Genomic DNA, 26613 nt, shown 5'->3' on the forward strand with positions numbered 1-26613 from the left:
CCGTTGCCTCGCCGCCGTCGCCGGGCGGGCTACCCGCGCGCCGGTCCGTCCGTGTCGCCCGCCTCGATGGCCGGCGCCTCGAGCCGGTGGTCGTGCACACCGTCGTCCAGCAGCCGCAGCATCAGTTCCGCGAGCGCGCGCCCCGATGCATGCCCGGTCGGCTGCACGACCGCCGTGACGCGATACGGATGCGCGAGATCGGGCGGCACGCCGTCGTAGACGATCAGCGACATGTCCGCGCCCAGGCGCAGTCCGCCGTCGACCAGCGCGCGAAACGCGCCGCCGCCCGCGATGTTGTTGTCGACCAGCAGCGCCGTCGGCGGCTCGGCCCGCGCGAGCAACGCCCGCGCCGCCTGCAGCCCGCCGTCGTGCGTGAACGCGCACTCGACGAGCAGCGCCGGATCCGCGTCGATCCCGGCTTCGCGCAAGGCCGACAGATAACCGGCGCGCCGCTGCGCGGCGAAATTCAGCGCCAGCGGCGCGCTGATCATCGCGATGCGCCGATGCCCGAAGCCGATCAGCCGGCGCACCGCGTCGCGCGCGCCCGCCTCGTTGTCGAAGTCGAACCACGCATACGGGCCGGTCGTCTGCGTGCGGCCGTACGCGACATACGGAAACGCGCTCCCTTGCAGGTACGCGATACGCGGATCGTCGACCCGCGTGCGCGCGACGATCAGCCCGTCGACGAGCTTGCCGTCGACGATCCGCCGGTACGTGTCCAGCTCCGCGTTCGGCCGCGCGGACGCGATGATGAAATCGAGATTGCGCTCGGCGAGCCGCTCGGTGATGCCCGCGACGACCTCGCCAAACCGCGGATCGCCGAGATCGCCGGCGCCGAACGGATAGACGATCCCGATCATGTCGGCCCGCCCGGTCGCGAGCCGGCGCGCGGTCGGATCGGCCACGTAGCCCATTTCCCGCGCGGCCTTCGCCACGCGCTCGCGCGTCGCCTCGCTGACGTCATCGTAACCGTTCAACGCGCGGCTGACCGTCGTCCGCGACAGACCGAGCGCGTCCGACAGCGCCTTCAGATTCACCTTCACCGTCATTCCTCGCATGCGTCGATCCGCCCGGCTGCCCGAAGCCCGGGACGCGCCGACCGGGTAATTATTTCCAATTGGTAACGATTACCGCCAAATAAATATCTTTTGCGTTCCAAACCGGTTTGAAATAGCATCCAAACCGGTTTGGACATCGATGCCCACTCAGCCGTTCACTTTCACCTTCCTAGGAAACGACGACGAGATGACATACTTTCCCCTTTTCCGTCCGGTCGCGGCCAAACGTCTGCTGCTCGCTGGCGGCGCACTCGCCGCCCTCGCGTCCGTCGCGCACGCGCAGTCCGGCGGCACGGGCGCGCCCGTGCCCACGCCCCATACCCAGCAAGCCTACGATCCCGAGGGCAACTTCACGATGCGCTGGACGCGGGCGGACATCCGCCAGATCGTCGCGCAATCGCACACTGCCGGCGCCGACAGGAACTCGCTGCCGCAGGCGCTGACGATGCCGGACATCCCGCAGGATTTCCCGCTGATCAACTCCAACGTGTGGGTGTGGGACACGTGGCCGCTGGCCGACCTGCAAGCGAACCAGCTCAGCTACAAGGGCTGGGAGGTGATCTTCTCGCTCACCGCCGATCCGCACGCGGGCTACACGTTCGACGACCGTCACGTCCACGCCCGCATCGGCTTCTTCTATCGCCGCGCCGGCATCCCCGCGTCGCAGCGCCCCGCGAACGGCGGCTGGACCTGGGGCGGCCATCTGTTCCCGGACGGCGCGAGCGCCCGGGTGTTCGGCACCGCGCCGATGACCAACAACGCCGAATGGTCGGGTTCCGCGCGCCTCACGAACGGCAGCAACGTCAGCCTCTACTACACCGCGACGTCGTTCAACCGCTCGGCGCCCGGCGGCGCCGACATCACGCCGCCGCAGGCGATCATCACGCGCGCCGACGGCCACATCCACGCCGACGACAAGCACGTGTGGTTCACCGGCTTCGACGATCACAAGGCGCTGCTGGAACCGGACGGCCACTACTACCAGACCGGCCAGCAGAACACCTACTTCTCGTTCCGCGATCCGTTCGTGTTCACCGACCCCGCGCATCCGGGCAAGACCTACATGGTGTTCGAAGGCAACACCGGCGGCCCGCGCGGCGCACGAACCTGCACCGATGCCGATCTCGGCTACGCGCCGAACGATCCGAACCGTGAAGATCTCAACGCGGTGATGAATTCGGGCGCAGTGTATCAAAAGGCCAACGTCGGCCTCGCGGTCGCGACCAACCCGCAGTTGACCGAATGGAAGTTCCTGCCGCCGATCCTGTCGGCGAACTGCGTCGACGACCAGACCGAGCGTCCGCAGATCTATCTGAAGGACGGCAAGTACTACCTGTTCACGATCAGCCACCGCACGACGATGGCGGCCGGCGTCGACGGCCCGGACGGCGTGTACGGCTTCGTCGGCAACGGCATCCGCAGCGACTTCCTGCCGCTGAACGGCGGCAGCGGCCTCGTGCTCGGCAACCCGACCGACTTCTCCGCGCCGGCCGGCGCACCGTATGCGCAGGACCCGAACCAGAATCCGCGCGAATTCCAGTCGTATTCGCACTACGTGATGCCGGGCGGGCTCGTCGAGTCGTTCATCGATGCGATCGGCCCGCGCCGCGGCGGCACGCTCGCGCCGACGGTGAAGGTGAACATCAACGGCACGTCGACGGCGGTCGACCGCGCGTATGGGCGCGCCGGCCTCGGCGGCTACGGCGACATCCCGGCGAACCTGCCGGCGACGGGGGCCGGTCACAACTGACGGCAACGGCCAGCGTAATCAGGCCAGGCCACGATAACGATAGTCAATCAAGGCACGAGGTTCGGGAGGCGCGTATCGCGCGTGTCGCGTGTGCGCCTCCTCTTTTTCTTCCGCCGTTTCTTTTGACCTTTGCGCATGTCGTCGGTACAGGCGGCAGATGCGCTCCTTACCCGCTTCGCCCGACGAAGCGCCCGGCCCCGCATGAAATCGACGTCTTTCCGCTGTTCCGTCCGGCTCGTTCGCCTGCTGTTCGCCTGCCTGGCCTGCACGCAGGTCGTCGCCGCCCCGTGCCACGCGCCGCCCGAAACCGGCACGCCGCAATGGCGGCCCGCCCTCCACTACACGCCGCAGCGCAACTGGATGAACGATCCGAACGGGCTCGTCTACGAGAACGGCCGCTATCACCTGTTCTATCAGTACAACCCGCTCGGCAACGACTGGGGCAACATGTCGTGGGGGCACGCGACCAGCACCGATCTCGTCCACTGGCGCGAGCAGCCGGTCGCGATGCGCGCGAGCGCCACCGAGGAAATCTTCTCGGGCTCGATCGTCGCCGACACCCTGAACACGACCGGCCTCGGCACGCCGGGTCACACGCCGCTCGTCGCGCTTTACACGAGCGTCTACAAGCCCGGCTCGGGTCACGCGCCCGGCATCCAGGCGCAGTCGCTCGCGTACAGCCTCGATCAGGGCACGACCTGGCAGCCGTATGCGCACAACCCGGTGCTGACGCTCGATCCCGAATCGAAGGAATTTCGTGACCCGAAAGTGTCGTGGTATGCGGCGGGCGGCTACTGGCTGATGACGACGGTCGTCGCCGATGCGCAGGTCGTGAAGCTCTATCGTTCCGACGACCTGATCCACTGGTCGTTCCTGAGCGACTTCACGCTGCCGGACGTGCCGCATGCGGGCGCGCTGTGGGAAATGCCGGACCTCATACCGCTGCCGCTCGACGGCGATCCGAAGCGAATCAAGTGGGTGATGATCGTCAACGTGAATCCGTGGTCGATCGCGGGCGGTTCCGGCGCCATGTATTTCGTCGGCGATTTCGACGGCCGCACGTTTACGCCCGACCGCGTCGCGCCGGCGGGCTCCGATCCCGCGCAATTCCGCTGGGTCGACCATGGCGCCGACTTCTATGCGGCCGGCACGTTCTCCGGCGCATCGGGCGCCCGGCCGGTCGCGATCGCATGGATGAGCAACTGGGATTACGCGGCCAAGGTACCGACCACGCCATGGCGTGGCGCAACCACGCTGCCGCGCGAACTGTCGCTGAAGGCGATCGACGGCGAGCCGACCCTCATCGTCGCGCCCGCCGCCGCGTTCGACGCATGGGCCGACGGCCGGCCGGCCGTGCATGAAGGCGACCTGACGGTCGACTCCGCTACCCGACCGCTATCGGCCGCCACACGCGGTGTCGTCCAGCGCATCACGGTGACGATCTCGCCGCAGCGTGCCGCACGCGCGGGCCTGATCGTCCGGCGCTCGGCCGATGGTTCGATCGGCACCCGGATCGTGTACGACACCGCGAAGCGCACGCTGACGCTCGACCGCGCGCGATCCGGCGAAGCGAATTTCGCCGGCACGTTCAGCCGCGAGCACATCGTCGATCTGCCGCTCGAACGCGGGCAACTGCGGCTCGAGATCGTCGTCGATCGCGGGTCGGTCGAAGTATTCGCGAACGGCGGCCGCGTCGCACTGACGGACCTGATCTTTCCGCCGCGCGATGCGGATCGCGTGGCCGTGTTCGCCGAGCAAGGCCGCGCGACGTTCGCGGGGCTGACGGTGACGCAGTTGCAAACCGGCGACGACACGCGCGGCGCCTGCACTGCCCGATAGCCACGGGTGCGGGGCCGATCGCCCGGCATCGCAACGCCGGTGACGGCCCCCGCCCGTGTCGCCCGTCAGAGCAACCCCATCCCGCCCGACGCGATGATCTCCGCGCCGACGATGAACGCGGATTCCGGCGCGCTCAGGTGCAGCACCGTCGACGCGATTTCGTCCGGCGTGCCGAACCGGCCGATCGGCACGAGGCCCTTGATCTTGTCGGCCGTCGCGTCGAGCGTCGCCGCATCGAGGCCGAGCTTGCCGTACAGCGGCGTCTGCACGGGCCCCGGGCTCACCACGTTCACGCGCACGCCGTGCGGCAGCAGTTCCGTCGACAGCGTCTTCGCGAACGAATTGACGGCCGCCTTGCTCGCCGCGTACACCGATGAGCCGGGCATCCCGATATGCGCGTTGATCGAGCCGTTGATCACGATCGATGCGCCGCGATTCAGCAGCGGCACGAGCGACTGGATCTGGAAATACGCGCCCTTCACGTTGGTGTTGAACACGAGATCCCACATCGCTTCGTCGCTGTCGGCGAACGGCGCGAGCTTCGCGACGCCCGCGTTGACGAATACGGCGTCGAGCCGCACGCCGGCGGCGGCGAGCGCGTCGGCCAGCGCGCGCGCCGACGCGACGCTGCCGGCTTCGTTGCGAATCGCGAGCGCGCCTTCGCCGAGCGTTTGACGGGCGGCTTCCAGCGTTTCGGCGTCGCGCCCGGTGATGACGACCCGCGCGCCTTCGGCCGCGAATCCCTTGGCGGCCGCCAGGCCGATGCCGCTGTTGCCGCCCGTGACGAGGACCGTCTTTCCTTCGAAGCGTTGCATGATGTTCTCCTGTGAACCGGTGAGTTGACCGTGAACACAGGATGCGCGCGGCGCGCGGCGTTGCCGTACGACGGGCGCGACGGACATGTTCGAAAACGTCGAACATGTTGGCCCGAGCGTGCTCAGCCGACCACGTCGATCCCGTCGAGCAGCCGCTGCGCGAGTCGCGGCTCGCGCAGTTGCTCCAGCCACCATTGCAGCGCGCGGCCATCGCGGTCGCCGTGCCACGCGACGTACAGCCGGTTCGGCTCGCGCGGGTCGGCCGTCGGCTTCTCGACCAGTTCGCCGCGCGCGAGCAGCGACGCGACGCGCCGGCGCGGCACCCAGCCGACGCCGAGCGCATCGCGCTGCGCGAGGATCTTCGCGCGCATCGACGGCACCGCGAGCACCGCCTGCCCGCCGAGCAGGCCATACGCGCGACCGGCCCGCCGCGACGAATCGGCGACGACGACCGCGCGGTGCGCGCCGATCGCATCGCGCGTCAGCACCCCGCTCGCGGCCCCCAGCGGGTGGCGCGGCGACACCGCGAACACCCAGTCCATCGCGCCGAGTTCGAACCACTTGAAGCCCGGAATCGCCGGCGGCTCGTTGGTCGCGCCGACGACCAGGTCCGCGCGGCCGTCGCGCAACGCTTCCCAGGTGCCGCCGAGCACCTCGTGCGTGAAGCGCAGCGACACGCCGGAATCGAGCGCATCGAATGCGCGGACGACCGGCAGAAGCGTATCGAACTCCAGCACCTCGTCGCTGACGATCCACAGCCGGTCCTCCCAGCCGCTCGCGACCTGCCGCACGCGCTGCGTCAGCCGGGCGACGTCGAGCGCCAGCCGCGCGGCCTCGTCGGCCAGCAATTGCCCGGCCGGCGTGAGCTGCAGCCGGTAGCCGCGCCGGTCGAACAGCAGCGCGTCGAAGCGCGTTTCGAGCTGGCGCGCCGCGTGCGACACCGTCGACGGCGCCTTGCCGAGCCGCGCGGCGGCGCGCGACAGGCTGCCGGTGGCGCGGATCGCGTCGAGCAGCGCCAGTTCGTCTTCGGACAGCATGAGGTCGCTCCACGGTGACGGTGTCGTCGATCGTAAGGCAGCGACGGGCGGCGGTCCAATCCGGCGAGGGCGACTGCGACGGCGAGCCGTCGAACTGCCGCTAGCACGCCGGACTTCCGGTATGCTGATCCACGCGAAATTACACGAATCGAGGTAACCACTGCGATGGACATCGCGATCCGCATCGAAGGCCGTCACGACCTGACGGGGCAAATCTTCCGGCAACTGCGCACCGCGATCGTCGACGGGCGTCTCGAAGGCGGCGCGCGGCTGCCGTCGACACGCGACCTCGCGAAACAGCTCGGCGTGTCGCGCAAGACGACGCTCGACGCGTTCGAGCGACTGGTGGCCGAGGGCTTCCTGAATACCCGCGCCGGCGACGGTACGTTCGTCGCCGACGGCCTGGCGCGCGTGCCGCACGCCGCCGCGATGTCGGCGCCGTCGATCGTCGACGACGTGCCGCGCATCGACGCGGTCGATGCGCGCGCGCTGTGGAACGCGCTGCCCGACGCGCTCGCGATGCCCACGCCGCAAGACTCGCCCGGCTTCGACTTTCGCGGCGGCGTGACCGACAAGACGCTGTTCCCGTTCGACGCATGGCGGCGCTGCCTGCATCACGCACTGCGCCAGCAGGCGCGCGGCCCCGGCCAGTATCACGATCCGGCCGGCGACCCGCAGTTGCGCGGTGCGATCGCGCGCTACGTCGCCTTCAGCCGCGCGGTCGCCTGCAGCTGGGACGACGTGCTCGTCACGCAAGGCGCGCAACAGGCGCTCGACCTGCTCGCGCGCGTGGTCGTGCGGCCGGGCGACGTCGTCGCGGTCGAGGATCCCGGCTATCCGCCCGCGCGCGCCGCGTTCGCGTCGCTCGGCGCGACGGTGATCGGCGTGCCGGTCGACGCGCAGGGCCTCGTCACGGACCGGCTGCCCGACGACGCGCGGCTCGTCTACGTGACGCCGTCGCACCAGTTCCCGCTCGGCATGCCGATGACGCTCGAGCGCCGCGTCGCGCTGCTCGAATGGGCGCAGCGCCGCCGCGCGGTGATCATCGAGGACGACTACGACGGCGAATTCCGCTTCGAAGGCCGGCCGGTCGAATCGCTGAAGAGCCTCGACCGCACGGGCCTCGTCGCGTACGTCGGCACCTTCTCGAAGACGATCTTTCCCGAGCTGCGGATCGGCTACGCGATTCCGCCGCGCGCGCTGCGCGGCGCGCTGGCCAAGGCGAAGCAGATCGTCGACTGGCACACCTGCACGCTCACGCAGGCGGCGCTCGCCCGCTTCATGCACGAAGGCGATTTCGCGCGGCACCTGAAACGCGTGCAGAAGCACTACGACGCGCGCCGCAAGATGCTGATCGCACACTTGCGCGGCGCGCTCGCGCCGTGGTTCGACGCGATCGTGCCGACCGCCGGCATCCATCTCGCCGCGCACCTGAAGCCGGGGCTCGACGAAGCGGCGCTGGTCCGCGCGGCGCGAGCGCAGGACGTCGGCCTGTACGGGATCTCCGCGTTCCACGTGGGCGTGCCGGTGCGCCCCGGGCTGCTGTTCGGCTATGGCGGAATCGACGCGCTGCGCATCGACACGGCGCTCGCGAAGCTGGCCGCGCTGCTGGATGCCGGTATCGCGGGCGGGTCGCCACTGGTCACCTGAATTTCGATGGAATTGGCTATTCAAGCAGGCCAGTGCACGTCCTAAAGTAGGTCCTGTCGCGCCACCCTGGCGCAACCCGACCGAAAAGGACCTGCCATGCAACCGCGCCTGAACTTCTATGCCGCCAGCCCGAATGCCATCAAGGTGATGCGCAATGCCGAGGAATTCCTCGCGAAAAGCTCGATCGAGAAGCCGCTCGCCGAACTCGTCCGCCTGCGCGCGTCGCAGATCAACGGCTGCGCGTTCTGCGTCGACATGCACACGACCGACGCGCGCAAGGGCGGCGAAACCGATCGCCGTCTCGCGACCGTCGTCACGTGGCGCGAAACGCCGTTCTTCACCGAGCGCGAACGCGCGGCGCTGGAATGGACCGAGGCGCTGACGCTGGTGGCCAGCAATCATGTGCCCGACGCCGTCTGGGAAGCCGTGAAGCCGCATTTCACCGACGAGGAACTGTTCGACCTGTCGATGCTGATCGCGACGATCAACTCGTGGAACCGCTTCGCGATCGCGTTCCGCAAGATGCCCGAGTAAGGAGCCGACGATGATCCGCTCTCCGCACCCTCGCGTCGCGCTGTACGCCGGGCTCGCGCTCGCTGCGGCACTGCCGGCCGGCGCCCACGCGCACGACGCCGGCGACAGCGTGCACGCGATCATGCAGCAGGCCGTGCCCGAAGCGCCGGCCAAGCGCGTCGTCGTCGCGACCGTCGACTATGCGCCCGGCCAGGCCTCCGACGCGCACAAGCATCTCGGCTCGGTGTTCGCCGTCGTGTCGAAAGGCGAAGTGCTGTCGCAGGTGAACGGCGGCCCGCTGCGCCGCTATCGCGCCGGCGAAGGCTGGTACGAGCCGCCCGGCTCGCGCCATCAGGTGTCGCGCAACGCGAGCGCGACCGAACCCGCGCAGCTCGTCGTGTTCGGGCTGACGGGCGAGCATCAGCCGCTGAAGTCGCCGATCGATCAGTGATCCGACACGACGCATCGTGCATCGGCTCGCGACGTAAACGGAAAAACCGGCCCGAAGGCCGGTTTTTTCATACCGCATGCCGTGAGCGGCGCTTGCGCGCCGCGCGACATCAGAAGCGGTGGATCATGCCGACGCCGACAGCGATCTGGTTCTGCTTCGAACCTGCCGCCACGCCGTCGCCGATTTGCGTCGTCGCTGCCTGGATGGTGCCAGCCTTGCTCAGCGTATTGCCGGACGCGTGCTGGTAAGCCTCGAGTGCGTACAGGCCCGTGCGCTTCGACAGGCTGTAGTACTGCGACAGCGTGACCTGATGGTACTTGGCCGCGCTCGTGATGCCGTTCGACTGCGTCGCCGCCGTGTACGAGTAGCCCACTGCGAAGTCCCACTGAGCCGCTGCCTTCCAGTGCAGCACGGCGCCAGCCGTGTTGAAGATCGCACTGTTGTGGAACACCGAGCCGATGCCCGGCGTGTACTTGACGTTCGTGTACGACGCCGACACGTCCCACGCCGGCGTGAACTGGTAGCCGGCCGTCACGCCGATGCGCTGCTGCGACTGCGCCGTCTGATAACCGTTGTTGATCGCGGACACCGCCGGCTGGCCGCCGCTCGTGACCGTCGAGTTGTCGCCCCACGCGCCGCCGCCGAGCGTCGAGTTGTTGACCTTCTGGTAGCCGACCGCGATGCCTGCCGGGCCATTCAGGTACTGGACCGCCGCGCTCCACGTCGAGCCGCGATTCACGCTGCCCGGCACGCCGCCGAACGAGTACGAACCGCCGACCGTGAAGCCGTAGAACTTCGGCGACATGTAGACGAGCGAGTTGTTCGCGCGGTAGCTGGTATCCAGCGAATCGATATCGCCCGGGTGCGCGCCGTATGCGCCCGTCAGCCACGTCGTCGGGCTATACGGCGACAGCAGCGTGTAGTACGCCGTGTACTGACGGCCGGCCGTCAGCGTACCGTACGCCTGGTTCGTCATACCGACCCATGCCTGGCGGGTGAAGATACCGCCCGTCCATTGCGATGCACCGGTCGCGGAGTTCACGCCCGCTTCCAACTGGAAGATCGCCTTCGTGCCGCCACCGAGATCTTCGCTGCCCTTCAGGCCGAAGCGGCTGCCTGCCCATACGCCGCTGGACATCGACACCTTCGAGTGACCGCCGGTCGTCGCGCCCGTCGTCGGGGCTGCGTTGTTCTGGTATGCCAGACCGTTGTCGACGATACCGTACAGGGTCACGCTGCTCTGGGCGTGGGCGGCGGTAGCGGCTGCAAGGCCCACTGCCGTCATGGCGAAAGCGACGCGCTTTTTCATTGATTCTCCGTCCTCAAAGAATGATTTCTTTTCTGGTGTGGTTTTATGACTGACACATGTGCGAGTACATGCCGACGCGATTCTGACGGATTACCAATTGTTTCCCAATACGAGCAGTCGGTCATCGTATGATCGACGCAACGCGCGGGTTCACCAAACGGTTACATAACACCTCGAAATGCTTGTGCGGCGGGCCTTTCCGGCATTTCCCGGTGAAAACCCTAGCTTTACATTTTTACGGGTGCAACGCGGCCGTCCAATGTCGTCAGACGCCTTCGGCAAAAAATCATCTTACAAATGCGCGATCGAAGCTGACGCCGCGATTCACGCCGCCGCGCAGGATCGCTGACGTTCGTGACACCCACATTTCGAGACACGAAATCATGAAAACGTTTTAGTCGGCGTGCCGGAGACTGGACGGGAACGGCCCGGCGAACGCGGGCCGGAAGCGATGCCGGCGCCTGTCGCGCCGGCGCGCTTCAGTGCTGCGCTGCGGGGCGCGCGAGCCGCGCGGACACCGCATCGGCGAGCGCGGTCAGACGCGCGCGGATCGCCGTGTTCGAACCGGCCAGCGCAAGCGACGCCGCCATGATCCGGTAGATGCGCTTTCTCGGCACCTTGGCCGGCTTCGCCGGGTCGAGCCACGCATCGTGGCCGGCCAGCAGTTCGAGCGTTTCGAGGCCGATCATTATCGGCCACAGGCACGCGAGCCGCAGCCGCACGAAGCGGCGCGGGATCGCGAGCGTATACAGGCAGGCGTCGCGATACTGGTCGAGTGCGACGCGCAGCAGGTCGACCAGCACGCCGCGCGCACGTTCCGATGCTTCTGGCTGCATCAGGTCGGCCACGACGAGCCCGTGTGCGCGCAGCACGTCGTCGGGCAGGTAGCAGCGACCGATGCGCAAGTCCTTCGCGCAGTCGCGCAGGATGTTGGTCATCTGCAGCGCCTTGCCGAAACGAATGCCCTTCTCGCGCATGTCCGGCAGATCCCAGCCGCGCGCGGCGCGCGTGTGCGCACCCGTCATGTCGGTCCAGAACTCGCCGACGCAGCCCGCGACGAGATACGTGTAGCGGTCGAGCACGTCGCGGGTCGGCAGCGACGCGACCTGCCCCGACTGCTCGTCCGGAAACGTGCGCAGGTCGAATTCCATCCCCGCGGTGAGCGTCGCGACGACCTTGCGGATCGACGCGCGATCGGCCTCCGGTTGCGCGCGCAGCAGCGCGAGCATCGGCTCCATCGAGCCGAGCAGCACGTGCTCGTGCGAATCGGTCTGCAACCGCGTCACGTCCTCGAGCGAACGCGACAGCGCCACGCCGTCGCCGAGCCGCTCGATGTCGTCGCGCAGGTCGGTCAGCAGCGCCGCGCGGCGGTCGGGCGCGACGAGCGCCGTGTCGGCGATCGTGTCGGCCGCGCGCGCGAGCAGATACGCGAGGCCGACCGGGTCGCGCATGCCGTCGGGCAGCACGCGCAGCGTCAGGTAGAAGGAGCGGGAAACGTTCTTCAGCAGCTCGCCGAGCAGATAGGCGGGATCGGTATGGGTCGTCATGGGTCGGAAAAAATCGGCCGGCGCGGGCCCGGACGCACACGGGCGCCGGGCGCCCGCGCCGGCCCGCGAGTCGCCGCATCGTCGCGCCAGGCGGGCGTCGGCCCCGCGGCGGCGATGCAAAATTCCCGCAAGTTTAGTGCATCCGGCGCGCGGGCAGCCCGAGGCGGCCGGAATGCGGGGCGGGCAAGCCCCGGATCAACCGCCTGGCGCGTGCCTCGCCGCCGAAAAACGAACGGAAAGGTCGAAGTAATACATATGTAATTATTCGGTGCGACGATCGCGCACCGTTCGATTCCGCGTAGCCCGGCGCCCTGCCCGGCCACCGGCGCGAGCGCCCTCTTTTCCGACTCCGTTTCGAAGGTTCATCGACATGCTCCTCAAGCGCCCGACCTCCCTGCGCTACGTCCCGTTCGCCTGCGCCGCCGCGTTCCTGCTCGCCGCGTGCGGCGGCGACGACGACCTGACGCGCGATCCCACGCAGCCGATTTCCGCGAAGGTCCAGGTGGTCGGCCATCGCGGCGCGAGCGCGCTGCGCCCCGAACACACGCTGGCGTCGTACCGCAAGGCGATCGAGGACGGCGCGGACGTGATCGAGCCCGACCTCGTGTCGACCCGCGACGGCGTGCTGGTCGCGCGCCACGAGAACGAGATTTCGGGCACGACGAACGTCTCGACGCTGCCGCAGTTCGCGAGCCGCAAGGCGACCAAGACGATCGACGGCGCGCAGTTGACCGGCTGGTTCACCGAGGATTTCACGCTCGCCGAGCTGAAGACGCTGCGGGCGCGCGAGCGGATTCCGCAGGTGCGCCCCGCCAACACCGCGTACAACGACCAGTTCGAGATTCCGACGTTCGACGAGATCGTCGCGCTCGCGAAGCAGATGTCCGCGCAGACCGGCCGCACGATCCACCTGTATCCGGAAACCAAGCATCCGACCTACTTCCAGTCGATCGGCCTGCCGCTCGAGGACCGCCTCGTCGACGCGCTGCTGAAGGATGCGTACACGTCGCGCACGGCGACCGTCTACATCCAGTCGTTCGAAGTCGCGAACCTGAAGGCGATCCGCAACCGGATCAAGTCGAGCCAGCCGAACTGGAAGCTCGTGCAGCTGATGGACGAAGCGCAGCAGCGCCCGTACGACTTCGTGAAGGCGAACGACACGCGCACCTACGGCGACCTGTCGACGCGCGACGGCATGCGCGAGATCGCGACCTACGCGAACGGCGTCGGGCCGTACAAGACGTCGATCATCGCGGTCGCCGCGGACGGCACGCTGCAGCAGCCGACGCCGTACGTGCGCTATGCGCACGAGGCCGGCCTCGTCGTACATCCGTACACGTTCCGTCCGGAGAACAACTTCCTGCCCGCGTCGCTGAAGGACGGCGGCACGCCGTCCACGCGCAACACGGCCGGCTCGGTGCGCGAGATCCAGGCGTACCTGCGCGCCGGCATCGACGGCTTCTTCACCGACGATCCGGCCGTCGGCCGCACGGCCGTCGATACGTTCACGCGCTGATACGAAGCGCCGATCCGCATCGTGACCGGGCGCGGCGCGCGACGCGCCGCAGCCGGTCGCCTCGCGTCGGTCAGATCACGTTGAAGTGGTGCGTGCCGTCCCGCTTCAACTGGTCGACGAGTCCGTATTCCCAGTCGAGATACGCCTGCATCGCGGCAGCCGCGTTGTCGGTGCCTTCGTACGGGCGCCGGTAGCGGTCGACGCGCGGCGACGCGAGACGGGTCTCGCCGCTCTCCAGCGGCAGCCCGGCGTCGATCCACGCGGCCGTGCCGCCGGTCAGCACGCGGATGTCGGCCGACTCCGGCAGCAGCGCGCGCGCATCGTCCGCCGCGAACCGTGCCAGCAGGCTCGATCCGCACGTGAACACGTAGCGCTTCGCGGGCGGAATCGCCGCCAGCGCGTCGCGCAGCTGGGCGCGCACCGCGAACCACGCGCCCGGAATATGACGCTTCACGTAGTTCGCGCTGGCCGTCACGTCGACGATCGCGAGCTCGCCCGGCGCGGCCTCCTTCAGCCAGCCGGCGAGCGTCGCGGGCGACACGTCGGTCGCGGGCGGCGTTGCCGGCACGTCGCGCGGCGGCTGGCCGCGCTCGGCGAATGCCGCGGTGCCGGCCGGCTCGACGACGCGCACGTCCCAGCCCATCTGCGCGAGCCACGACGCCGTCATGTCCGCGCGCACGCCGTCGTCGTCGGCCAGCACGATCCGCGCGCCGCGCACGGCCGCATGATGGTCGGTCTCCTGCACGAGCTGCCCGCCCGGCGTGCTCAGGAAGCCCGGCAGATGGCCGGCTTCGTATTCCTCCGGCGTACGCACGTCGAAGCGATAGAGCGTGCAGCCCGGTTCGTCGAGCGCCGCGACGTCGGCCAGCGCGATACGCGGCACGCCGGCGCGCTCGGCCACCGCGCGGGCGGCCCGACGCGCATCGGCGCGCTGCGCCGCGTCGATCTCGTCCGGAAAGCGGCGCGCCGCGCCGCGCTCGAGCGTCTGGCCGGCCAGCGTCCAGCCGATCGTGCCGTTGCGCAGCGCGGCGACCGGATTCGGCAGCCCCGCGTTGACGAGCGACTGCGTGCCGATGATGCTGCGCGTGCGGCCCGCGCAGTTGACGATCACCTGCGTGTGCGGATTCGGCGCGAGCGCCCGCACGCGCAGCACGAGTTCCGCGCCCGGCACGCTGGTCGACGTCGGGATGTTCATCGTCTGGTATTCGTCGAAGCGCCGCGCATCGACGATCACCACATCGGCTTTCGCGTCGAGCAGCGCCTGCACCTCCTGCGCGGACAGCGACGGCGTATGGCGCTCGGCCTCGACCCATTCGCCGAACGACTTGCTCGGCACGTTCACGTCGATGAACAGTTCGCCGCCCGCCGCGACCCAGCCCGCGAGGCCGCCGTCGAGCAGCCGCACGTCGGTGTAGCCGAGCCGCGCGAGCGTGGCGGCCGCGCGCGGTGCGAGATCCTCGCCGCCCGCTTCGCCGAACACGACGATCGGCGTGTCGCGGCGCGGAATCCGGGTCCACGCGTCGAGTTCGAGCTTCGACAACGGAAAGTTGGCGGCCCACAACGGATGGCCCTGCGCGTACGGATCTTCCTCGCGTACGTCGATCAGCGCGATCTCGTCACGGGCCAGCAGGCGTGCGCGTACGTCCTGGTACGACGCGACGGGAAAGCGGGAAATGGAATCGGCGGATTGCGTCACGATGTCTCTATGTTGAATACGTTGAAGTCGGTGAATGAAGCGGAACGGCTCGATCTTCGCCCTGCCGGCGCGCACCCGCAACGGGCCACGCCAGCGGGCTGTACGTCAGGCACTCGAATAGCCCGACACGAACGGCTTCACGGTCCCGTCGTCCAGGTACACCGCGCGCTCGACCTTGCCGATGTTCGCGCCGTACACGTGGATGCTGATCGATACCTGGTCGGCGAACGCGTTGGTCACGCGATGCACGTCGCCGATGCGCGGCGACACGGCATCGACCTCGCCCGGCTGCAGCCGCACGGCGTCGCCCGCGGGCACCGGCTTGCCGGCCGCGTCGAACCGGTACGGCTGCGAGAACTCGCCGCCACGCAGCATCCCGATCAGCCCCCACACCGTGTGGTCGTGGATCGGCGTCGCCTGGCCGGGCCCCCACACGAAGCTGACGACCGAGAAGCGCTCGTCCGGGTCGAGATGCAGCAGGTACTGCCGGTAACGCTCGGGATCGGGCTGCGCGAACGCGTCGGGCAACCAGTCGTCGTGTTCGACGAGCGCGGCGAGCAGCGCGCCGCCCTCGTCGAGAATGCGCGCCTCGTTCGCGCCGGACGCGAGCAGCGCATCCAGACCCTCGACGAACGGACGCAGCGGCGTCTGTTGCAACGAAAGCGTACTCATCGGCTGTCTCCTCGAATATGATGCCGAATATGATGGATCGTCATGATGCACCCGAAAGACCATGCAGAACAAACATGAAAATTAGCGATATCGACGCTTTTGCAGCGGTCGTCCGCTGCCAGACCCTGAGCCAGGCCGCAGCCGAGCTCGGGATGACGCAGCCCGCGATCACGCGGCGCGTCCAGAATCTCGAGGAAGCGCTCGGCGTGACGCTGCTCGACCGCAACACGAAACCGCCACGCCCGACCGACATCGGCCGGCAGGTATTCGACCAGTGTCGCGCGATCCTGCGCGAGGTCGATGCGCTGCGCGAACTGACGGCCGGCGGGCAACCGCCCGCCGGCGAATTCCGCATCGGGCTCACGCAAGGGCTCGGCGAGCTGATGCTGCCGGCGCTCATCGCGGATCTCGGCGCGCAGTGGCCCGCGCTCGCGACGCAGGTCACGACCGCATGGGGCGGCCAGCTCGTCGAACGCATCGCCCGCCGCGAACTCGAGGCGGCGCTGGTCTTCCTCGCGCGCGAGATGGTGCTGCCGGCGCAGGTCGAAGGCGTTCGGTTGCTGGCCACACGGCTCGTCGCGGTCGGCCGCAAGGGCGACTGGCCGCGCCGCAGCTACCGGCTCGCCGATTGCCACGCGCGCGGCTGGGTGCTCAATCCGGACGGCTGCGGCTTTCGTGCGGGCCTGCGGCGCGCGCTCGACGCGCAGGGCCTGCCGATGCCGGTCACGCTCGATGCGTACGGCCGCGACCTGCAACTGCAGAGCGTCGCGAACGGCTTCGGCCTCGGGCTGATGCCGCTGCCGCTCGTCGAAGGCAGCCCGCTGCGCGACGCGCTCGACATCGTGCCGCTCGCCGATTTCAAGCCGCAGATCGACCTGTGGCTGCTGCGCCGGCACGATGCGGCCCGCTTCGACGCGCCGCTCGCGGCCGTCGCCGCGCATGCGCGGACCGCGTTCGCGGTCGCCGAGCAGACGCACGATAAGGCTGCGTGACCACACCGGGCGGCGTCGGCAACGCGCCGCCCGAATGACCTGCGGGGCCACCCGACCCCGTTCACGCATCGCGTCGGCCGCGTTCGATCCCGTCGCGTGACGTTCCGCCCGCCGCCGCGTTCGTTGCGCCGGGCGTCGCCGCGTCGAGCGCCGCGCGCCCCGCCGCCACCGCGATCGCATCGTCCTGCGGCGTATGCACGCGGCTGCACAGCACGTCGCGATAGTGGCGTTCGAGCGGATTGCCGCGGCTCAACCCGTGATTGCCCGACAGCTTCAGCGCCTGCTCGACCGTGCGGATCGCCTGCTCGGTCACGGTGCGCTTGACGAGACCGCTGGTCGTCACCGACGGCGCATTGCCGGCGTCGGTGCGCGCGATGTGATCGTCGAGCAGCACCCGGTTCGTGTGCAGCCAGCCCTCGATTTCGCCGACCGCTTCCTGCACGCGCGGCAGCGTCGCGAGCGGCGCGCCAAGCCCGCTCGGCGCACGCGTCGTCGCGAATTCGACCAGCCAGTCGCGCGACGCACGCGCCACCGCGTCGTACAGGCTGCCGAGCAGCGCGACCATCCACGCCTGCTGATCGGCCTGCGCGTCGGCATCCGCGTGCGTGGCAGCCGACACGACCCATGCGTCCGGCGCACGCACGTCGACCGCATGATCGGCCGGCAGCGACACGTCGTCGAACACGACTTCATGGCTGCCCGACGCGCGCAGGCCGAGGTGATTCCAGCTTTCGATCACGCGGATGCGATCGCCGTCGGTGTCAGGGTCGCGCGGCACGAGAAACACGCCGACGCGCGGCGTCGGCTCGTCGGTGCGCGCCCACACGGCCAGCCAGCGCAGCGCCGGAATGCCGGTGCTGTACAGCTTGTGACCCGAGAGCCGCCAGCCGTCGCCATCGCGGCGCGCGATGGTCGCCGGCAGCCCGCCGCGCGACGGCGAACCGAGCGCCGGCTCCACGCGCAGCGCATTGATCAGCGCACCGTGCGCGACCGCGCTGTCGAACACCGCGCGCCGCACCTGCGCCGGCCAGCGGTTGTCGGCGCGGCCGAGCGCGCGATGCTGCAGGTACGTCATCGTCAGCACCAGCGCGGTGGCGGGATCGGCCCGCGCGACGGCAGCGACGATCCGGCTCGCCTGCGCCAGCGTCGCCCCGGCGCCGCCGTGCTCGCGCGGCACGACCTGCGCGATCAGCCCGGCACGATGCAGCCGCGCGAGGTTCTCGTGCGGAAACCGGCCGTCGACGTCGTTGCGGGCCGCATCGGCGGCGAGTTCGGGGGCGAGGTGTTCGAGCCGCGCGGCGAGGCGCGCGTCGTTCGTCCCGTCGGCGTCTGCGTCCGCAACGTCGGCGGTGCCGGCAGGCAGAAGGCGCAGCGCAGGTTGCGGTGGCGGCGAGGAAGCGGCAAGGCTGGCGGACATCGAAACGGATTCCCTGGGTAGTTCGGACACGGCGACGAGAACGGCGCCAACGCGCGCCCGATCATTCGCGAGCCCACAGCGTATGCGCAACGCATGCGGCCCCAAACCATGCAAATCTGATATTCAAATCGGGATTGATTATTTCCATTCCGCATGATCCCGGCGTTAACCTGCGCTCCATTCCTGCCCGGCCGTGCGCCGGGACGTCCCTGCACCGGAGACCCAGATGAGCGTCGAATTCATCGGCATGATCCAGAGCCAGAAGCAGTCGGAAATCCACCCGGCGTCCGGCCCCGTGGTCGATCCCGACTATGTGCGCGACTTTGCCCGCGCCCACGAAACAGCCGGCTTCGACCGGATCCTCGTGCCGCATCACTCGACCGGCCCGTCGGCGACGCTGACGATCGCGTTTGCAGCGGCCGCGACCGAGCGCATCCACTTCATGCTCGCGCATCGCCCGGGCTTCACCGCGCCGACGCTCGCCGCGCGGCAGATCGCGACGCTCGACCAGTTCAGCCGCGGCCGGCTCGCCGTGCACTTCATCTCCGGCGGCTCGGACAGCGAACAGCAGCGCGACGGCGATTTCCTCGATCACGACGCACGCTATGCGCGCACCGACGAATACCTGGGCATCCTGCGGCGGATCTGGACGGACACGCAGCCGTTCGATCACGACGGCGCGCACTACCGGTTCAAGCAGGGCTTTTCGGAAGTGAAGCCGTTCCAGCAGCCGCATGTGCCGATCTACTTCGGCGGCGCGTCGGAAGCCGCGCTCGCGGTGGCCGGCAAGCACGCGGACGTCTATGCGCTGTGGGGCGAATCGCTCGACCAGGTGCGCGACCTGACGACCCGCGTACGCGCCGAAGCCGCGAAGCACGGCCGCCAGGTGCGCTTCTCCGTGTCGTTCCGCCCGATCCTCGCGGCGACCGAGGACGAAGCGTGGGCGCGCGCGCACCGCATCCTCGACGAAACGCGCCGGCTGCGCGAAGCGGCGGGACTCGGCGCCGGCGGCCCGCAGCAGAGCGAAGGCGCGCGCCGCCTGCTCGCCGCGGCCGAGCGCGGCTCGCGCGTCGACAAGCGGCTGTGGACCGAGATCGCGAAGCTCACCGGCGCGCGCTCGAATTCGACGGCGCTCGTCGGCACGCCCGAACAGGTCGCCGACGCGCTGCTCGACTACTACGACCTCGGCGTGACGACCTTCCTGATCCGCGGTTTCGACCCGCTGGAAGACGCGATCGACTACGGCCGCGAACTGATTCCGCGCGTGCGCAACGCCGTCGCCGAACGCGACGCGGCACGCCGCGCCGCCTGAGCCCAACGGAGCCCTACGCGATCATGTCCGCCGTCCTTTCGCCCCCCAACCGTACCGCATCGGGCCTCGTGCTCGCCGACACCCCGCGCCAGCACTTCTGGTTCGATCCGCCCGCGCCGCGCATCGACGTGGCCGCCGAGCGCCGCCACCGGCAGGAGCGGCTCGCAGCCGCGTTCCGGCTGTTCGCGCGCTTCGGCTTCGCGTCGGGCCTCGCCGGCCACATCACCGCGCGCGATCCGGAGCTGCCCGACCATTTCTGGGTGAACCCGCTCGGCGTGCATTTCTCGCAGATCAAGGTGTCCGACCTGCTGCTCGTCAACGCACGCGGCGAAACCGCGATCGGCCAGCGGCCGCTGAACAAGGCCGCGTTCGCGATCCATGCGGCGATCCACGAAGCCCATCCGCACGTGGTCGCCGCCGCGCACACGCATTCGACCTACGGCAAGGCCTGGTCGACGCTCGGCCGCCCGCTCGATCCGCTCACGCAGGACGCGTGCGTGTTCTACGAGGATCACGCGCTGTTCGACGATTTCACGGGGATGGTCGTCGACACCAGCGAAGGCGCGCGGATCGCCGAGGCGCTCGCGAAGCCGGACGGCACCACGCACAAGGGCGTGATCCTGAAGAACCACGGCATCCTGACGGCCGGCCCGACGGTCGAGGCCGCCGCGTGGTGGTACATCGCGCTCGACAACGCCGCGCACACGCAGTTGCTGGCCGAAGCGGCCGGCACGCCGCAGCCGATCGATCACGCGACCGCGCGCCATACGCACGGCCAGATCGGCGGCCCCGACGGTGCGCTGCATGCGTTCGACAGCCTGTTCGCGCGCGTCGTCGCCGACGAACCCGACCTGCTCGACTGAGCCGCCCTTGCGCTACCCCGGAGACCACACAATGACCCACACCACCGCACCCGCGCCCGCCGACGCGCACGACGACCAACGCCGCCGGCTGCTGCGCGCGGCCGGCGCCGCCGCGCTCGCCGTACCGGCGATCACGCTCGGCCGCAAGGCCTGGTCCGCGCCGCCGCTGAAGAAGCTGACGTTCGCGTGGAACCAGAACGCGTTCTGCCTGACGCCGATCGTCGTCGCGCAGGAGCGCGGCTTCTTCGAGAAGAACGGGCTGAAGGTCGAGCTGATCAACTACAGCGGCTCGACCGACCAGTTGCTCGAATCGATCGCGACCGGCAAGGCCGACGCGGCGGTCGGGATGATCCACCGCTGGCTCAAGCCGCTCGAAGCCGGCTTCGACGTGAAGATCATCGGCAGCTCGCACGGCGGCTGCGTGCGCCTGCTTGGCGCGAAGGCAGCCGGCGTCACGACGCTGCAGGCGCTGAAGGGCAAGACGGTCGGCGTCAGCGATCTGGCCGCGCCCGGCAAGCACTTCTTCTCGATCCTGCTCGCGAAGAACGGCATCGATCCGGAGCGCGACATCACGTGGCGACAGTATCCGGCCGATCTGCTCGGCGTCGCGGTCGACAAGGGCGAAATCCACGCGATCGCCGACGGCGACCCGAACCTCTATCTGCTCGAAAAGCGCAGCAACGGCGCGTATACCGAACTCGCGACCAACCTGTCCGGCGAATACGCGCGCAAGGTGTGCTGCGTGATCGGCGCGCGCGGCGACCTCGTGCGCAACGACCGGCCGTCGGCCGCCGCGCTCGCGCGCTCGATCGTGCAGGCCACCGAGTACACGCACGACAACCCGAACGAAGCCGCGAAGGTGTTCGCGAAGTATTCGCCGAAGATCAGCCCCGAGGATCTGCGCAAGCTGTACGCGACGCTCACCTACACACATCACCCGACCAACGTCGACCTGCAGCAGGAAATCGCGTTCTATGCGGACGATTTCCGCCGCATCAGCGTACTGAAGAAGAGCACGGACCCGCAGCGCTTCGCGCAGCAGGTCTATGCGAACGTACTGGGGTAACGCGATGTCGACGATCGAACACGCTTCCGCCGCACGCACCGCATCGGCTCCGGTCGGCGCCGCCGCCAACGCTACAGCTTCCGCGCGTCCGGCCTGCACGACGTGCGACGCCACGCTGGCCGCGCAAGCGCGGCGCGAGCGTACCTGGCCGACCGGGATCGCCGCCGCAGTCGCGTGGGCCGCGCTCGGCGCGCTCACGCAACTGTGGCCGAACCGGATCGTCGGCTTCAGCGACTGGGCGTACACCGACACGTTCGGCACGGCCGCGTGGACGATCGCCGCGCTGCTGCTCGTCGCCGCGACGCTCGGCCATCTCGTTGCGGCGACCCGCACGCGGCTCGCACGCGTGCGTCCGGCCGGCCCGTGGCTCGTCGCGCTGCCGCTCGTGCTCGCCGCGTGGGAAATCGTCACCGCGAAAACCGGCTGGCTGCCGACGCCGTTCTTCGCGCCGCCGCAGGCGCTGATCGAAGTCTACGTCGACGACTGGCCGCGCCTCGCCGGCAGCGCCGGCAACACGCTGAAGCTGCTCGCGCTCGGCTTCGCGTACGGCGTCACGGTCGGCTTCGCGGTGGGCGTGTCGATCGGCTGGTCGCGCCGGATCGGCTACTGGGTGCATCCGGTGCTGCGCGTGCTCGGGCCGGTGCCGGCCACCGCGCTGCTGCCGCTCACGTTCTACTTCTTCCCGTCGAGCTATTCGGCCGCCGCGTTCCTGATCGCGCTGGCGACGGGCTTCCCGGTTGCCGTCCTGACGTGGTCGGGCGTCGCGAGCGTGAACAAGCAGTACTACGACGTCGCGCGCACGCTCGGCGCGAACGCGCGCTTCCTCGTGCTGCGCGTCGCGATTCCGGCCGCGCTCCCACACGTGTTCGTCGGCATTTTCATGGGGCTCAGCGCATCGTTCACGGTGCTGGTCGTCGCCGAGATGATGGGCGTCAAGTCGGGGCTCGGCTGGTATTTGAGCTGGGCGCAGGGCTGGGCGTCGTACGTGAACATGTATGCGGCGCTGATCGTGATGGCGCTGCTGTTTTCCGGGCTGATCGCGCTGCTGTTCGCGCTGCGCGACCGTGTGCTCGCGTGGCAGAAAGGAACCGTCAAATGGTAAGCGCCGCCGTACTCGAACCGTCCGCGGCCATTGCCGCGGCGCCCGCCGTCACGCCGCCGCGCGGCGCGTGCATCGACATCCGCCGCGTCAGCCACGCGTTCGACGGCCCCGGCGGCGCGCTGCCGGTGCTCGACGACGTGTCGCTGTCGGTCGCGGCCGGCGAATTCGTCGCACTGCTCGGCCCGAGCGGCTGCGGGAAATCGACGCTGCTGCGCCTCGTCGCGGGGCTCGACGCCGCGCGGCAAGGCACCATCGCGCAGGACGGCGTGCCGATCGAGCGCCCCGATCCGTCGCGCATCGTCGTGTTCCAGGACCCGACGCTGTACCCGTGGCGGCGCGTGCGCGCGAACGTCGCGCTCGGCCTCGAAGCGCGCGGGGTGGCGCGCACCGCGCAGCATCGCGTCGACGATGCGCTCGCGCGCGTCGGGCTGCAGGAGTTCGCGAACGTGTTTCCGCATCAGTTGTCCGGCGGGATGGCGCAGCGCGTCGCACTCGCCCGCGCGCTCGTCAACGATCCGCGCCTGCTGATCCTCGACGAGCCGCTCGGCAAGCTCGATTCGCTGACGCGGCTCACGATGCAGGCCGAGCTGACCGCGCTGTGGCAGCGCGACGGGTTCTCCGCGCTGCTCGTCACGCACGACGTGGAAGAAGCGCTGTTCCTCGCGCAGCGCGTGATCGTGTTCGGGCCGCGGCCGGCCCGGATCGTCGCCGAACTGCGCGTCGACCTGCCCTACCCGCGCCATCGCGGCGACCCGCGCCTCGCCGCCTTGCGCCACGACGCGCTGCGGCATCTCGGGCTCGATGCGAGCTGGTAGATGCCGGATGCCGTTCGACGTTTGATTGCCGTCCGGCGGAGACGTGCGCGATGAATGCGCCGCCGTTCGCCGACTGGGCCATCGCGTTCCTGCAACTGCTGTATCGCGCGCAAATCGCGCTGGCGCATGGGCTCCACGCGATCGGCCTGACCGGCGACGCCGATGGCCAGGCCGCGTGGCCGTGGGCGCATCGCATCGCGCTCGAAACGCTGCGCATCGACGCGGGGCTCACACGGCAGCTCGCGCTCGCCTGCGGCGTGACGGCGTTGGCCGTCGTGCTCGCGTGCACCGCGCTCGCTTCGCGCAAGTGGCGTATCGCATCGGCCATCGCCGCACTGGCCGTCGCGTGGTTCGCGCCGTGGCCGCCCGCTTCGCTGTGGCTCGCGCCGGCCGTGCCGACGAGCTTCCAGCGCGATCCCGCGCCGTTTTCCGTAGCGAACGTGATGCGCGGCGCGCACCTGTATACGCAACATTGCGCGGCCTGCCACGGCGCGGACGGACGCGGCGAAGGGCCGCTCGCCGCCACGCTCGCGCACTGGCCGCCGACCTTCGCCGGCACGCTGCTCGCGCGTCGCCTCGACGGCGAACTGTTCTGGCGCGTGCGCCACGGCACGCAGGACGAGCACGGCGCGTCGACGATGCCCGGCTTCGCGGCGACACTCGGCCCGCAGGACACCTGGGCCGTGCTCGACTACCTGAAAGCGCTGGCCGCCGGCAGCGGCGCGCAGGCGCAAGGCGCGTGGCCGGTGCCGGTCCCGTTGCCGGCCCTCGACGTGCGGTGCGGCGACGCCGCGCCTCAAGCGCTCGAGCGCTGGCGCGAAGGCCAGCGCGTGCGCGTCGTCGCGCTCGAGCCGGGCGCCACGCCACCGCCGGAAGATGCGCGCTGGCAGACCTTGCTGGTCACGGAAAACGGGGGGGCGGTGCCGCCGTCGACCGGCTCGCGCGCGAACTGCGTCGCGACGACCGCCGATGCGTGGCGCGCGTTCGCGATGATTGCCGGCGTCGCGCCCGAGGCACTCGGCGGCACGCAACTGCTTGCGGATCGACGCGGCTGGCTGCGCGCGCGGGCGTTGCCGGGCAGCGCCGGCTGGTCGGACGCCGACCTGCTGTGCCGCTCGGATGCGGTGGCCCGGCCGGCCGCGCGCGCCACCAGCGGCGACGCCCTGACCGCGCTGCTGCTGCGTGTCGACAACGAACCCGTGCGCGACGTACAGGCCGGGCTCCCGCATTGAACCCACGAATCCTTCCTTCAACCGAACTTCACGATGAATCCGACCCGACGCCACTTCCTCGCGCAGGCGAGCGCCCTTGCCACGATCGCCGCCGCCCCGACTGCGCTGTGCGCGCAATCCGGTACACGGCCGCTGCTGCGCGCCGGCGACCAGAAAGGCGGGCTGCGCGCGCTGCTCGAAGCGGCCGGCGAACTGAACGGCCTCGCGTACGACATCGCGTGGACCGAATTTCCGGCCGCCGCGCCGCTCGCGGAAGCGCTGAACGCGGCCGCGGTCGACTGCGGGCCGATCGGCGACGCGCCGGTGATCTTCGCGCTCGCATCGGGCGCCCGCATCAAGGTGATCGGCGCGAACCGTTCCGATCCGTACGGCACGGCCGTGCTCGTGCAACCCGACGCCGCGCTGAAAGGCGCGGCCGACCTGAAGGGCAAGCGCATCGGCACCACGCGCGGCTCGATCGGCCATTTCGTCACGCTGAAGGCGCTCGATGCGGCCGGCCTGCCGCCCGATGCCGTGTCGTTCCGCTTCCTGCCGCCGGCCGACACGATGCTGGCGCTCGCCACCGGTTCGATCGACGCGTGGGCGACCTGGGAGCCCTACACCGCGCTCGCCGAAACGAGCGGCCGCGCGCGCGTGCTGGTCAACGGCCGCGGACTGTGGTCGGGCCTCAGCTATCTCGCGGCGACCGACGCGGCGATCGCCTCGAAGCGCGACGTGCTGCACGATTTCCTGCGACGCGTCGTGCGCGCGCAGGCCTGGTCGTACCGGCACGCCGACGCGTATTCGGCGGCGCTCGCGCGCATCATCGGCATTCCGCCGGCCGCCGCGAAGCTGCAATTCGAGCGCCGCGGCACGCGCTGGCTGCCGATCGACGCGACGGTGATCGCCGAACAGCAGCGCACGGCCGACTTCTACCTGAAGGCCGGGTTGCTGCGCCAGCCGCTCGACGTGCGCACGACCTTCGACACCGGCTTCCCGCTCGGCTGACGGATGCGTGGCGGTAGGCCGTACGCAGCCGCCCAAACGGCTTCGGCCCGATCTGGCACAATCGCGATTCGATCATCCCGCCGTCAGCCAGCGTCATGCCAGCCATCACCGAACTCTTCGTCTACCCGATCAAATCCTGCGCCGGCATCGCGCTCACGCGCGCGCAACTGCTTGAAACGGGCCTCGCCTACGACCGCCACTGGCTGATCACCGATCCGCGCGGGCAGATGCTCACGCAGCGCACGCATCCGCGTCTCGCGCTGATCCGTCCGACACTCGACAGCGATGCGCTCGTGCTGAACGCACCGGGCATGCCGGCATTGCGCACGCCGCTCGACGGCGACGCGACGCCCGCCACGCCGAAGATGGCGGCGACCGTGTGGCGCGACACCGTCGACGCGATCGACACGGGCGCCGAAACGGCCGCGTGGCTCACCGAATTCCTCGGCGTGCCGACGAAGCTCGCGCGCTTCGGCCCCGATGCACGCCGCGGCTGCAATCGCAAATGGACCGGCGAGATCGATACGCATACGCAGTTCGCGGATGGCTATCCGCTTTTGGTGATCGGCCAGTCGTCGCTCGACGACCTGAACGCGCGGCTTGCCGCGAAAGGCGCGCCGGCGATCCCGATGAACCGCTTCCGGCCGAACATCGTCGTGTCGGATCTCGACGCGTACGAAGAGGATTTCGTCGAGCATCTCGACACGCAAGGCGACACGCCGGTGCGACTGCGGCTCGTGAAGCTGTGCACGCGCTGCCCGATGCCGACGATCGACCAGGCGACCGGCGCGCCCGATCCCGCGTGGCCGCACGAGCCGACCGACACGATGCAGACCTATCGCGCGAATCCGAACTACGACGGTGCGCTGACGTTCGGCATCAATGCGATCGTCGTCGAAGGTGCGGGTGCGTGGCTCGAAGTCGGGCAGCCGGTCGAAGCGGAGATCGGCTTCGGCGATTGAGCCGGATAGCAC

The 26613-nt window shown here is 69.6% G+C and carries 23 protein-coding genes; 15 read left to right on the forward strand and 8 right to left on the reverse strand.

Annotated features, from left to right (window positions below; translation table 11 throughout):
• Positions 1-29 precede the first annotated feature (29 nt).
• Positions 30-1058 (reverse strand): substrate-binding domain-containing protein, encoded by a 1029-nt coding sequence (locus DFS13_RS03525; protein ID WP_111441364.1) that lies wholly within the window; start codon positions 1056-1058, stop codon positions 30-32.
• A 187-nt stretch (positions 1059-1245) separates the two neighbouring features.
• On the opposite strand from DFS13_RS03525, the gene DFS13_RS03530 reads away from it, so the two are divergent.
• Together DFS13_RS03530 and DFS13_RS03535 are read left to right on the forward strand one after the other, a co-directional pair.
• Positions 1246-2808: a glycoside hydrolase family 68 protein gene (locus DFS13_RS03530; RefSeq protein ID WP_060212381.1), complete on the forward strand. Its 1563-nt coding sequence runs from the start codon at positions 1246-1248 to the stop codon at positions 2806-2808.
• A gap of 201 nt (positions 2809-3009) precedes the next feature.
• Positions 3010-4647 carry a glycoside hydrolase family 32 protein gene (locus DFS13_RS03535; protein WP_034202400.1) on the forward strand — a complete coding sequence of 546 codons (1638 nt, stop codon included), beginning with the start codon at positions 3010-3012 and terminating at the stop codon, positions 4645-4647.
• 65 nt (positions 4648-4712) lie between these two features.
• On the opposite strand, the gene DFS13_RS03540 is transcribed toward DFS13_RS03535, so the two are convergent.
• Positions 4713-5462 carry an SDR family oxidoreductase gene (locus tag DFS13_RS03540; RefSeq protein WP_006481722.1) on the reverse strand — a complete coding sequence of 250 codons (750 nt, stop codon included), beginning with the start codon at positions 5460-5462 and terminating at the stop codon, positions 4713-4715.
• A gap of 122 nt (positions 5463-5584) precedes the next feature.
• On the reverse strand, positions 5585-6499 hold the full coding sequence (locus DFS13_RS03545; RefSeq protein WP_034202401.1) for a LysR family transcriptional regulator: 915 nt from the start codon (positions 6497-6499) through the stop codon (positions 5585-5587).
• A 165-nt stretch (positions 6500-6664) separates the two neighbouring features.
• On the opposite strand from DFS13_RS03545, the gene DFS13_RS03550 reads away from it, so the two are divergent.
• The 3 genes from DFS13_RS03550 to DFS13_RS03560 all read left to right on the forward strand — a co-directional run bounded on the left by DFS13_RS03550 (position 6665) and on the right by DFS13_RS03560 (position 9113).
• Positions 6665-8149 carry a PLP-dependent aminotransferase family protein gene (locus tag DFS13_RS03550; RefSeq protein WP_006485811.1) on the forward strand — a complete coding sequence of 495 codons (1485 nt, stop codon included), beginning with the start codon at positions 6665-6667 and terminating at the stop codon, positions 8147-8149.
• Between the two features lie 96 nt (positions 8150-8245).
• Complete coding sequence (locus DFS13_RS03555; protein WP_006479143.1) at positions 8246-8683, forward strand: carboxymuconolactone decarboxylase family protein; 438 nt, start codon at positions 8246-8248, stop codon at positions 8681-8683.
• 10 nt (positions 8684-8693) lie between these two features.
• Positions 8694-9113 (forward strand): cupin domain-containing protein, encoded by a 420-nt coding sequence (locus DFS13_RS03560; protein ID WP_006485809.1) that lies wholly within the window; start codon positions 8694-8696, stop codon positions 9111-9113.
• A 109-nt stretch (positions 9114-9222) separates the two neighbouring features.
• Here the strand turns inward: DFS13_RS03560 and DFS13_RS03565 are convergent, their stop codons facing one another.
• The gene (locus DFS13_RS03565; RefSeq protein WP_006485807.1) at positions 9223-10422 is read right to left on the reverse strand and encodes a porin; all 1200 of its coding nucleotides are present in this window, start codon (positions 10420-10422) and stop codon (positions 9223-9225) included.
• A 479-nt stretch (positions 10423-10901) separates the two neighbouring features.
• Entirely contained in the window at positions 10902-11969 is a 1068-nt protein-coding gene (locus tag DFS13_RS03570) for a phytoene/squalene synthase family protein (RefSeq protein ID WP_006493278.1), read from the reverse strand.
• Positions 11970-12339: 370 nt separating this feature from the next.
• On the opposite strand from DFS13_RS03570, the gene DFS13_RS03575 reads away from it, so the two are divergent.
• Positions 12340-13485, forward strand: a complete 1146-nt coding sequence (locus tag DFS13_RS03575) for a glycerophosphodiester phosphodiesterase (protein ID WP_034202402.1) — start codon at positions 12340-12342, stop codon at positions 13483-13485.
• 70 nt (positions 13486-13555) lie between these two features.
• Here the strand turns inward: DFS13_RS03575 and DFS13_RS03580 are convergent, their stop codons facing one another.
• Positions 13556-15181, reverse strand: a complete 1626-nt coding sequence (locus DFS13_RS03580) for a rhodanese-related sulfurtransferase (RefSeq protein ID WP_111441365.1) — start codon at positions 15179-15181, stop codon at positions 13556-13558.
• Positions 15182-15286: 105 nt separating this feature from the next.
• Positions 15287-15853 (reverse strand): cysteine dioxygenase, encoded by a 567-nt coding sequence (locus DFS13_RS03585; RefSeq protein ID WP_111441366.1) that lies wholly within the window; start codon positions 15851-15853, stop codon positions 15287-15289.
• A gap of 17 nt (positions 15854-15870) precedes the next feature.
• Here DFS13_RS03585 and DFS13_RS03590 point away from each other — a divergent pair, with 17 nt between their 5' ends.
• Positions 15871-16845, forward strand: coding sequence for a LysR family transcriptional regulator (locus DFS13_RS03590; RefSeq protein ID WP_006482083.1), 975 nt, complete (start codon positions 15871-15873; stop codon positions 16843-16845).
• A gap of 61 nt (positions 16846-16906) precedes the next feature.
• On the opposite strand, the gene DFS13_RS03595 is transcribed toward DFS13_RS03590, so the two are convergent.
• On the reverse strand, positions 16907-18262 hold the full coding sequence (locus tag DFS13_RS03595) for an acyl-CoA dehydrogenase family protein (RefSeq protein ID WP_034202404.1): 1356 nt from the start codon (positions 18260-18262) through the stop codon (positions 16907-16909).
• A gap of 226 nt (positions 18263-18488) precedes the next feature.
• Here DFS13_RS03595 and DFS13_RS03600 point away from each other — a divergent pair, with 226 nt between their 5' ends.
• From DFS13_RS03600 to DFS13_RS03635, 8 genes are all read left to right on the forward strand, one after another.
• Positions 18489-19574 (forward strand): LLM class flavin-dependent oxidoreductase, encoded by a 1086-nt coding sequence (locus DFS13_RS03600; RefSeq protein WP_034202405.1) that lies wholly within the window; start codon positions 18489-18491, stop codon positions 19572-19574.
• Between the two features lie 23 nt (positions 19575-19597).
• A complete protein-coding gene (locus tag DFS13_RS03605; protein ID WP_006482666.1) occupies positions 19598-20437 on the forward strand; it encodes a class II aldolase/adducin family protein in 840 nt (279 codons plus the stop codon).
• Between the two features lie 31 nt (positions 20438-20468).
• Complete coding sequence (locus DFS13_RS03610; RefSeq protein ID WP_006494956.1) at positions 20469-21503, forward strand: ABC transporter substrate-binding protein; 1035 nt, start codon at positions 20469-20471, stop codon at positions 21501-21503.
• Positions 21504-21507: 4 nt separating this feature from the next.
• The gene (locus DFS13_RS03615) at positions 21508-22605 is read left to right on the forward strand and encodes an ABC transporter permease (protein WP_006488659.1); all 1098 of its coding nucleotides are present in this window, start codon (positions 21508-21510) and stop codon (positions 22603-22605) included.
• The gene (locus tag DFS13_RS03620; RefSeq protein WP_111441367.1) at positions 22599-23420 is read left to right on the forward strand and encodes an ABC transporter ATP-binding protein; all 822 of its coding nucleotides are present in this window, start codon (positions 22599-22601) and stop codon (positions 23418-23420) included. Before DFS13_RS03615 ends, DFS13_RS03620 begins: the two co-directional genes overlap by 7 nt.
• Before the next feature lie 50 nt (positions 23421-23470).
• On the forward strand, positions 23471-24652 hold the full coding sequence (locus DFS13_RS03625) for a cytochrome c (protein ID WP_111441368.1): 1182 nt from the start codon (positions 23471-23473) through the stop codon (positions 24650-24652).
• A gap of 33 nt (positions 24653-24685) precedes the next feature.
• Positions 24686-25639 carry an ABC transporter substrate-binding protein gene (locus tag DFS13_RS03630; protein WP_111441369.1) on the forward strand — a complete coding sequence of 318 codons (954 nt, stop codon included), beginning with the start codon at positions 24686-24688 and terminating at the stop codon, positions 25637-25639.
• Between the two features lie 95 nt (positions 25640-25734).
• Positions 25735-26601, forward strand: a complete 867-nt coding sequence (locus DFS13_RS03635) for an MOSC domain-containing protein (RefSeq protein WP_006484261.1) — start codon at positions 25735-25737, stop codon at positions 26599-26601.
• The last annotated feature ends 12 nt before the right edge of the window (positions 26602-26613 follow it).

Source organism: Burkholderia sp. 28_3 (genome assembly GCF_003253915.1).
GTDB lineage: Bacteria > Pseudomonadota > Gammaproteobacteria > Burkholderiales > Burkholderiaceae > Burkholderia > Burkholderia cenocepacia.

Bases quoted from the DNA above. Each gene is read 5' to 3' on its own strand.
- DFS13_RS03525 (WP_111441364.1), bottom strand. From the start codon at position 1,058: ATGCGAGGAATGACGGTGAAGGTGAATCTGAAGGCGCTGTCGGACGCG.
- DFS13_RS03530 (WP_060212381.1), top strand. From the start codon at position 1,246: ATGACATACTTTCCCCTTTTCCGTCCGGTCGCGGCCAAACGTCTGCTG.
- DFS13_RS03535 (WP_034202400.1), top strand. From the start codon at position 3,010: ATGAAATCGACGTCTTTCCGCTGTTCCGTCCGGCTCGTTCGCCTGCTG.
- DFS13_RS03540 (WP_006481722.1), bottom strand. From the start codon at position 5,462: ATGCAACGCTTCGAAGGAAAGACGGTCCTCGTCACGGGCGGCAACAGC.
- DFS13_RS03545 (WP_034202401.1), bottom strand. From the start codon at position 6,499: ATGCTGTCCGAAGACGAACTGGCGCTGCTCGACGCGATCCGCGCCACC.
- DFS13_RS03550 (WP_006485811.1), top strand. From the start codon at position 6,665: ATGGACATCGCGATCCGCATCGAAGGCCGTCACGACCTGACGGGGCAA.
- DFS13_RS03555 (WP_006479143.1), top strand. From the start codon at position 8,246: ATGCAACCGCGCCTGAACTTCTATGCCGCCAGCCCGAATGCCATCAAG.
- DFS13_RS03560 (WP_006485809.1), top strand. From the start codon at position 8,694: ATGATCCGCTCTCCGCACCCTCGCGTCGCGCTGTACGCCGGGCTCGCG.
- DFS13_RS03565 (WP_006485807.1), bottom strand. From the start codon at position 10,422: ATGAAAAAGCGCGTCGCTTTCGCCATGACGGCAGTGGGCCTTGCAGCC.
- DFS13_RS03570 (WP_006493278.1), bottom strand. From the start codon at position 11,969: ATGACGACCCATACCGATCCCGCCTATCTGCTCGGCGAGCTGCTGAAG.
- DFS13_RS03575 (WP_034202402.1), top strand. From the start codon at position 12,340: ATGCTCCTCAAGCGCCCGACCTCCCTGCGCTACGTCCCGTTCGCCTGC.
- DFS13_RS03585 (WP_111441366.1), bottom strand. From the start codon at position 15,853: ATGAGTACGCTTTCGTTGCAACAGACGCCGCTGCGTCCGTTCGTCGAG.
- DFS13_RS03590 (WP_006482083.1), top strand. From the start codon at position 15,871: ATGATGCCGAATATGATGGATCGTCATGATGCACCCGAAAGACCATGC.
- DFS13_RS03595 (WP_034202404.1), bottom strand. From the start codon at position 18,262: ATGTCCGCCAGCCTTGCCGCTTCCTCGCCGCCACCGCAACCTGCGCTG.
- DFS13_RS03600 (WP_034202405.1), top strand. From the start codon at position 18,489: ATGAGCGTCGAATTCATCGGCATGATCCAGAGCCAGAAGCAGTCGGAA.
- DFS13_RS03605 (WP_006482666.1), top strand. From the start codon at position 19,598: ATGTCCGCCGTCCTTTCGCCCCCCAACCGTACCGCATCGGGCCTCGTG.
- DFS13_RS03610 (WP_006494956.1), top strand. From the start codon at position 20,469: ATGACCCACACCACCGCACCCGCGCCCGCCGACGCGCACGACGACCAA.
- DFS13_RS03615 (WP_006488659.1), top strand. From the start codon at position 21,508: ATGTCGACGATCGAACACGCTTCCGCCGCACGCACCGCATCGGCTCCG.
- DFS13_RS03620 (WP_111441367.1), top strand. From the start codon at position 22,599: ATGGTAAGCGCCGCCGTACTCGAACCGTCCGCGGCCATTGCCGCGGCG.
- DFS13_RS03625 (WP_111441368.1), top strand. From the start codon at position 23,471: ATGAATGCGCCGCCGTTCGCCGACTGGGCCATCGCGTTCCTGCAACTG.
- DFS13_RS03630 (WP_111441369.1), top strand. From the start codon at position 24,686: ATGAATCCGACCCGACGCCACTTCCTCGCGCAGGCGAGCGCCCTTGCC.
- DFS13_RS03635 (WP_006484261.1), top strand. From the start codon at position 25,735: ATGCCAGCCATCACCGAACTCTTCGTCTACCCGATCAAATCCTGCGCC.